Below are 7,600 nucleotides of genomic sequence, written 5' to 3'. Positions count from 1 at the left end.
CTCCCAAGCCCATACCGATCGGGCAGGACGTCACGCACGGTGCGGAGCAGCGTACCGGTGTCGCAGGGTCGGGGGAGGGTGGCGCGGGCGCCGAGGGTTTCGGCATGACCGTGGGAGTCGGGGTCGTCGTGGGCCATCAGGGCGATCACCGGTAGATCGGGGTGCCGGCGGATCGCATCCACCACCTGGAACGCGGACAGCAAGGGCAGGTCCACGTCGATCACCATCAGGTCCGGCGTGCTCGTCTCCAGTGCCTCCCGCACCTCCAGCCCGTCCCGCGCCTCGCGAACCTGCCAGCCGTCGCGCTCCAGCGCCTGGACCATCGCTCGGCGCCGGCCGATCGAGTCGTCCGCGACCAGCACGACGGGGACGCGGCGGAGGGTGCCGGTCGGCGGTACCCCGCGCGCAGGCAGGCGGGCGGAGTCGAGGATCTGCGCCAGGTCGAGCACGTGCGCGATCTCGCCCGACGGCATCGCGGTCGGCGCGACGACGCCGGGGGCGACCGGCCCCTGGCCCTGCAAGGCCTGCGGCCGGATCATCACGGCCTGGGGCTCGAAGAGGGCATCGACCCGTACCAGCCAGCGCTGGCCCGCGTGGTCGACCTGAAGGAGCCGCCCGCCCGGCGCCGCAGCGTGTTCGGGCGAGCGCACGCCCAGCAGCGCGCCGAGGTCCACCACCGGCAACGTGTCGCCGTCCCAGTGGGCAACGTAGCCGCCCTTGTCCACGGGGATCACCATCGGCGGGGGATCGCAGGCGGACACGGCGACGAAGGGCACCACGTAACGCGTGCCGGCCACCGACACAACCGGGGCCTCGGTCAGGGACGGGAGGAGCGGGACGCGAATGGTGAACGTGGTGCCGCGGCCGATCTCGGATTCTACCGTGATCGTCCCCCGGATCTCCGAGACGGCGATGCCGGCGGTGTCGATCCCGGAGCGGCGCGGCGTGCCGCCGTCGGCGGCCGGCTTCATGCCGAAGCCCGGCATGAACAGGAGTTGCAGCGCCCGCTCCCGGCTCAGCCCGTCGGGTGGAACGGGGAAGCCGGAGCGTGCCGCCTGGCGGGCGATTTCCTGGTCGTCGATCCCCGCGCCGTCGTCGCTGACCTGGATCACCACCTGGCTGCCGTCTCGTTCGGCCCGCACGCGGATGGTGCCCTCTTCGGGCTTGCCATGGGCGCGGCGGACGTCGGGCGGCTCGATCCCATGCTGCGCCGCGTTGCGGACCAGCGGTAGGAGTGCAGCGCCGACACCGTCGAGCAGGGTCGCGTCGATCTCCGTCGAGCCGCCGTCGACGATGAAGCGCACGAGCGTGCCGGCCGCGCGCGCGGTGCCGAGCGCGGCGCGCTCCAGGCGTGGCACCAGCGCGGAGAAGGGCACCAGCCGCAGCGCCCGCAACCCGTCGTCCAGTTCGACCAGCGCGCGCACCTGCCGCCGCCAACCGGCGTCGAACTCGCCCCGCACGTGATCGAGGTCGTCGATGGCGCGCGAGAGGTCGGCGACGAGCGCGACCAGCTCCGCCGCCAAGTCAGCCGCGTCCGCGGGGCGCTCGGCCAGGATCCGCGCCACATCGCGGATGCGATCGCGCCCGGCGCGCAGATCCTGGGTCGTGACGGCCAGGCGATAGGACCGGTACTCGTGCCCGCCGGTGCGGACGGCCAGTTCGCTGGCTTGCGCCACCAGCCGCTCGACCGCCTCGACGTCCGCGTGGAGGGACTTGCGCGCGGCGCGGAGCGCGGGCTGCCCGGTGGCGGCCTGCACGATGACCTGCTCTAGGGCATCGGAGAGCGCGTGAGCCTCCCGCAGCAGCGCGGCACGGTCGCTGCCATCCGCACTGTCGAGCAGGGCGACCATCCGCGCGGCGTGCTCGCTGATCCAGCGGAGCCCGGCCGCCGCGGCGGCACCGCGCAGCGCGAGCAGCGTCCGCTCCAGCCTGCGGGAGGCAATGGGGGAACCGGGGTCGCGCTCGAGCGCGAGGACGACCTCGGCCAGGCGCGGCAGCAGCGCGGCCGCGTCCTCGGCGAAGAGCGCCGTGGCGTCGCCCACCGGGCGGGGAAGCAGCGTCTCCGGATCAGGGGCGGATGGCGGCGGGCTGTCGTCGAGCAGGTTCAGCGCCTGCTCCAGGCCGTCGGGAGGCGGCGTCAGGAGGTGGTCGTCGGTGCCCGCGCTAGCGGCCAGGGCGGCGTGATCCGGCTCCGGCCAGTATTCCAGCGGCTCGCTGGCCCGGCGCACCTGGACCAGCAGGTTGGACCCCTGCTCGACCAACGCATCGACCGCCTTGGCGACCCGCGCCGGGTCGTCGAGCGACTCCAGGATCATCGGGATGATCTGCTGCCCGGCAATGGCGAGCTCGACCCCGTCCGGGGTGAACGGCTGCTCGGCACTGCGGAAGCCCTCAACCACACGGCAGACCGCGCTCATGACCCGCTCGATCTGCTCGACCCCCAGCCCGGTCGCCACATCCACCAGCGCACCGGCCGCGGCGAGCAGGTTGTCGAGCGCCTCCCGGCGCTCCGGCGCGGCGGAAATCTCCCGCACGCACGCGGCGTAGGCATCCAGGCGCGTGTAGATCTCCTGGAGGTCCGCCAACGGGAGAACCAGGCGGCGGGCGGGAAGCGTGGGCGTCGCGGGCCGCGACGCGGTGCCCAGCAGCTTCGCCAGGTACTCCCGATCGTTGAGGTCGACCTCGATGAACTGCTGCGGCTCGCCGCGGGGCATGGCGCGCAGCATCGCGCGGGCGTGCTCCAGCAGCGGTGCCGGATCCTCGTCCATCAGCAGGGCGTGGACGATCCGGGTCAGGTCGGCCGCGGCGGCCGAGGCGTAGTGCCCCAGGTTCAGAGCCGGGTCGACCCCCTCGGCCCCGGCGATCTCCAGGGCCTCCCCGACGATGACCGCGGCCGCGGCCAGAACCTCGACGCCGGCCGCCTCCGCGATCTCCCGCACCGTAGCCAGGGCACGCTGCGCCGCAGCGATCCGGCCCCGATCCGGTTCGCGTCGGAGCGTTTCCACCGCCGCACTGCGCACGGTATCCAGGTGCGGCTGAACCCGGAGCGCAACCTGCTTGCTGGTCTGGACGTCCGACGACACCACGACGGACTCCTTGTTAGACCTGGTCTCCCTGCACGGGGTCGCTCGCGGACTGCGGCGCCGCGAGCAGGGCGCGGTGTGAGATGCACCAGCATCCTATAGGTAAGATAGCCGATCGTCCCGGAACACCCTTGGGCTGTTAGTCCTGATCACCCGGGTCAGTTGGTCAGGTACGGGGTCATCCGTACCTTCCAGGAATCGCCTGGATGCCGCTCCACTATTTCCAAGGAGGTTCGAGGGGCCGGATTTCCTACCAGCACGCGGATTCCTGCATCATTGCAACCCTGGCGAACGCCAAGGGTCAGCGGTTCGTCATCCTGGTCCGGCACAATAGGCTTGCCAGAACTCTCGCCGGCAACCGCTCTCGCGCCCGCTGGCCTGGGCGTGAGGGCTGTCGAGGCAGCCCAACCCCGGCGGCCTGGGCGGACCGTCGCCGCTCGGCCCAAAGCCGCGATCACTCCTGCCGGCCAGGGGGGAGACGAGCCGTTTTCTGCGGACGGGGGACACCGATGCGAGCGGGACCGCTGCCACCATACCTGGCCGGGCAAATCACTGACGCGATCCTGGACATCAGTATCGAAGTGGCCGAGCAGTTCGGCTACCTCAGCGGAGACAGCGACGGCGTGCCGATCCCCACCGAAGCGGACATCGTCCGTGCCCTGCGACAGCCGATCCGCCCCGCACTGATCCTCGCCCGCCTGGCGGAGATCCTTGGCGTCCAGGCTCCGCCCGAGGTGCTCCGCGCATGTTATGACACCTGGGACATCACCGTCCCGAATGAGGCAGCCCGCGAACCAGACTAGTGACGGACTCGCCGCACCCAACTCGACAGCCGGCCGCCGTGTTGGGTGCGGGAAACACCATGAGCGGACCTCCGGCGCCTCCAGGCCCAGACCCAGGACGCCACAGGCCCGCTCATCCCTCATCGGGAGCCGTCTTCGACGGCTCCCGATCCGTACGACTGGGTCAGGTCAGCTTCCCGATCTGCTCGGAGATATCGGTCGGGCTGTTGTAGCGCTGATCGGGCAAGCGCTGGAGCGCGTCCAGCACGTCGCTGTCGGCTCCGGCATCGCGCGCTCGATCCAACAGCGCGCGCTTGTCGATCGGGTAGTTGATCCCGCCCAGGAACTTCTGTAGCTGGACGGGATTCACCATGCCGTGTCCGTGCTCCTGGCCGTGCTCGTGCTCGTGCATCGCACTGCCTCTCAATGAACGGACTGCCCGGCCTACGGCCCTCGCCGCAGGCGCCACCCCACCTCGCAAGCAGGGTGCCGGGCTACGGCTCGACGCGCCCGCCCGCCACCAGCCGGGCGAGAATCAGGACGGCCGCGGCGACGGCCAGGAGCAGCACCGAGAGCACGAGCGCGGCATTGAGATCCCGCTCCATCGCGCTCATGATGGCCAGCGGCATCGTCTGGGTACGGCCGGTGAAGTTCCCGGCAAACATCAGCGTCGCACCGAACTCGGAAAGCGCGCGCGCCCAGCAGAGCACCAATCCGGAGGCGACGCCGGGAAGCGCGAGCGGGAGGGTGACCCGGCGCAGCGTGTGCCACGTGCCGGCACCGTCGATCGCGGCGGCCTCCTCGAGCTCGCCCGGCACCGCCTGGAAACCGGCTCGCGCGCCGCGGACGTAGAAGGGCACCGACACGAAGACCTGAGCCAGCACCACCGCCGCGGTGGTGAAGGGAAGCTCGATGCCGACGGCTCCCAGGGCATCCCCCAGCAGACCGCGCCGGCCGAACGCCATCAAGAGCGCCACACCGGCAACCACCGGCGGCAGAACCAGCGGCAGGTCGATGACGACCTCGACGAGCCGCTTGCCGCGGAACCTCCGCCGCGCCAGCAGGTAGGCCAGCGGGGTTCCCGCCACCACCGCGACCGCGATGGTGACGGCCGTCGTGACGACGCTCAGCCGCAGCGCCCGCAGTACCAGCGGCTGACCGGCCGCGGCCCAGATACCCGGCTCGCCCAGCGCGCGCCACACCAGCGCGACGAGCGGGACGGCCAGGAACATCACCAGCAGCAGCGCCGCTCCGCCCAGCGGCGAGAGACCCGGTCGCCACCGCCGGGCGCGCTCCCGCTCCGTCTTCGCTTCGACCGTACTGGCAACTGCCGTCCAGTCGCTCACTGGTCACCGCCGCTCGGCGCTGGAAGAAAGCCGTGGCGCGTAAGGGTATCCTGGCCGGCGGGCGAAAGCACCGCGTCGATAAACGCCTCGGCAGCCGTCGGGTTCGCGGCGTCCCGGACGATCGCGATCGGGTAGCGCGCCACCACGTTGAACTCCGCAGGAATGTCGAGGACCGTCACGTCCGCCCGCACGGCCGGCGTCACGTCGGAGGCGTAGACGATCCCGGCGTCGGCCTCACCGAGCTGTACCTTCGCCACCACCTGCCGGACGTTCGTTTCGTTCGAGACGACGTTGGCCAGCACCCGATCGGTGAAGTCACTGCCGAAGGACGGGTTCCGCCCCATCGTCGTCAGTATCTGCCGCGCGTAGCGCCCGGCCGGGACCGTCTCGTCGGCCAGCACGAGCTTCACCCCTGGCCGCGCTAGGTCGCGCAGCTCCTGCACACCAGCCGGATTGTCCGCGGGCAGGATCACCACCAACTGGTTCGCGACGAAGATGCGCGGCTCTCCCGCGATCGAACCGTCCTCCCGCGCGCCCTCCATCGTCACCTCGTCCGCCGAGGCGAAGACGTCTGCCCGGGCTCCTTCGGCGAGCTGCGCACGCAGCGCCTGCGAGCCGGCGAAGTTGAACACGATCCGCAGCCCTGGGTTGTCCGCCTCCAACTGCGCGCCGATCTCCTGGAACGCATCGGTCAGCGAGGCCGCGGCGAACACCGTGAGCTCACCGGTCAGTGCACCCGCCGCCTCCGCTGTGGCGGACACCGTGGCCCCGCCGGCCGGTGCAGTAGTCGCCTTCCGCTCGGCGCCTCCGGCGCTCGCCCCACAGCCGGCGAGAACGAGGCCGAACGCCAGCAGCGCCACGATCGCCATCACAGCCATCGGGCGGCAATGCCATCCGTCACGGCGCGCCGTGAACCGGTGCTGCTCCAGCATCGTCACGCGCCCAACTCCGCCACGATGGATCCGGCACGTGAGCTGTCATAGCCGCCGAGCGCCTCCACCTCGGCGCGATAAGCGGGGTGGACCGCCGTCTCCAGCAGCGCCTGCACCGCCGGAGCGTCGATGTAGTCGGTCGGGATGACCAGGTCGTAGCGCTCCTCCTGGAGCGGGATGAACTCGAGTCCCAGCGCCCGCGCGGCGGCGGCGATACCGGGGCCGACGTCGGCCGCGCCGCTGGCAACCGCCTCCGCCACGGCCAGATGGGTCGGCAGCTCGCGCGCGTACCCCCGCACCTGCTCCGGCGTCACTCCGGCGGCGCGGAGCGCGGCGTCGAGCATGGCCCGGCTGCCGGAGCCGGGCTCGCGGTTGACGATCGTGATGTCGGGCCGCGCGAGGTCGGTTGGACCGGCGATGCCGCGGGGGTTGCCGCGAGCCACGATCAGCCCCTGCTGCCACTCGGTCAGCGTCACGACATGCAGGCGCCGGCCGGCCAGCTCACGCCGCACGAAGGGGAGATTGAATTCGCCCGTCTCCGGATCGCGCAGGTGGGTCCCAGCCGCGTGCGCCTCCCCCCGCGCCAGCCCGCGCAGCGCGGCGAGACTCCCGGCGTGCGTCCAGAGCAGGCGCAGGTTGGGATAACGCCGCGACAGGTGCGCCGAGAGCAGCGCCAGCGCCGGGTCGCAGCCGAGCACGACCACAGTGCGCTCGACCACCTCGGGATCGACCAGCAGGTCGACCATCGCGCCCCGGCCGCCCGGCGCCGCTCCCACCAGCAACCCGTCGGCCGGGGTGAGCGGCCCACTGGCACCGGCCAGCGGCCTTGCCAGCAGCCGCCCGCCAACGCGCGCCACCTGCACCCGCCGGTCGTCCGCCGAGACATCGCCCACCAGATCGGCCCGCACCCGCGGCGGGACATCCGGCAGACGGAACAGCTCCTCAACCGGACACCCGAGCGCCCGCGCCAGCCGGAGGGCCACCGCAGTGTTGGGCAGGTAGCGGCCCGCCTCGATGGCGCTGACCGCCTGCCGGGTCAGCCCCGCCCGCTCGGCCAGCTCCTGCTGGCTCAGCCCGGCGGCGACCCGGCGCTCCCGCACCTGGCTTTCGACCCGCTCGACGGCGACGCGACGCCCCACAACAGCCTCCTTCGCCCCCGACGGTAACGGATAGAGGACATCCTGTCAAGAATCCACGACAGCGAACCGGCCGTCGCGGGCCGACGCAACGAGCCCAGAGCGTTATGTCACGCTCCTACGAGAGGGCGCTCGTGGCTCCAATACGGGATCACGGTACCCGACGTTGCTGGTGTGAGGTTCCCGCGCTGTTGTTCGTGCCCGGGGCTCAAGCCCCGGGCTGACAAGAAAAGCCGGCTGAAGCCGGCTGTGGAGTGCGGCGGCCCCCCCCCCCCCCATGGGGGGGGCCCCCCCCCCGCGCCCCCCCCCGGCGGGGTGAAG

General features: G+C 72.0%; 6 protein-coding genes. 1 reads left to right on the top strand and 5 read right to left on the bottom strand.

What is annotated here, in order from left to right; translation table 11 throughout:
- The coding region (locus tag IRZ30_RS13855) for a response regulator (protein ID WP_294086029.1) at window positions 1-3,083 on the bottom strand (3,083 nt) is incomplete at its 3' end.
- Between the two features lie 509 nt (window positions 3,084-3,592).
- Here IRZ30_RS13855 and IRZ30_RS13850 point away from each other — a divergent pair.
- Window positions 3,593-3,886: a hypothetical protein gene (locus IRZ30_RS13850; RefSeq protein ID WP_294086028.1), complete on the top strand. Its 294-nt coding sequence runs from the start codon at window positions 3,593-3,595 to the stop codon at window positions 3,884-3,886.
- Between the two features lie 163 nt (window positions 3,887-4,049).
- Here IRZ30_RS13850 and IRZ30_RS13845 read toward each other — a convergent pair whose 3' ends face one another.
- From IRZ30_RS13845 to IRZ30_RS13830, 4 genes are all read right to left on the bottom strand, one after another.
- Entirely contained in the window at window positions 4,050-4,277 is a 228-nt protein-coding gene (locus IRZ30_RS13845) for a DUF2795 domain-containing protein (protein ID WP_294086027.1), read from the bottom strand.
- An 82-nt stretch (window positions 4,278-4,359) separates the two neighbouring features.
- Entirely contained in the window at window positions 4,360-5,211 is an 852-nt protein-coding gene (locus tag IRZ30_RS13840; protein ID WP_294086026.1) for an ABC transporter permease, read from the bottom strand.
- Complete coding sequence (gene modA, locus IRZ30_RS13835; RefSeq protein WP_294086030.1) at window positions 5,208-6,143, bottom strand: molybdate ABC transporter substrate-binding protein; 936 nt, start codon at window positions 6,141-6,143, stop codon at window positions 5,208-5,210. The genes IRZ30_RS13840 and modA overlap by 4 nt, the downstream gene beginning before the upstream one ends.
- A 2-nt stretch (window positions 6,144-6,145) precedes the next feature.
- On the bottom strand, window positions 6,146-7,282 hold the full coding sequence (locus IRZ30_RS13830; protein WP_294086025.1) for a substrate-binding domain-containing protein: 1,137 nt from the start codon (window positions 7,280-7,282) through the stop codon (window positions 6,146-6,148).
- Between the last annotated feature and the right edge of the window lie 318 nt (window positions 7,283-7,600).

The sequence above is a fragment of the Sphaerobacter sp. genome (assembly GCF_019683595.1).
Lineage (GTDB): Bacteria > Chloroflexota > Chloroflexia > Thermomicrobiales > Thermomicrobiaceae > Sphaerobacter.
This window is presented reverse-complemented; position numbering and strand designations above follow the sequence as displayed.

Coding starts and splice junctions, on each gene's coding strand:
- IRZ30_RS13850 (WP_294086028.1), top strand. CDS start 3,593: ATGCGAGCGGGACCGCTGCCACCATACCTGGCCGGGCAAATCACTGAC.
- IRZ30_RS13845 (WP_294086027.1), bottom strand. CDS start 4,277: ATGCACGAGCACGAGCACGGCCAGGAGCACGGACACGGCATGGTGAAT.
- modA (WP_294086030.1), bottom strand. CDS start 6,143: ATGCTGGAGCAGCACCGGTTCACGGCGCGCCGTGACGGATGGCATTGC.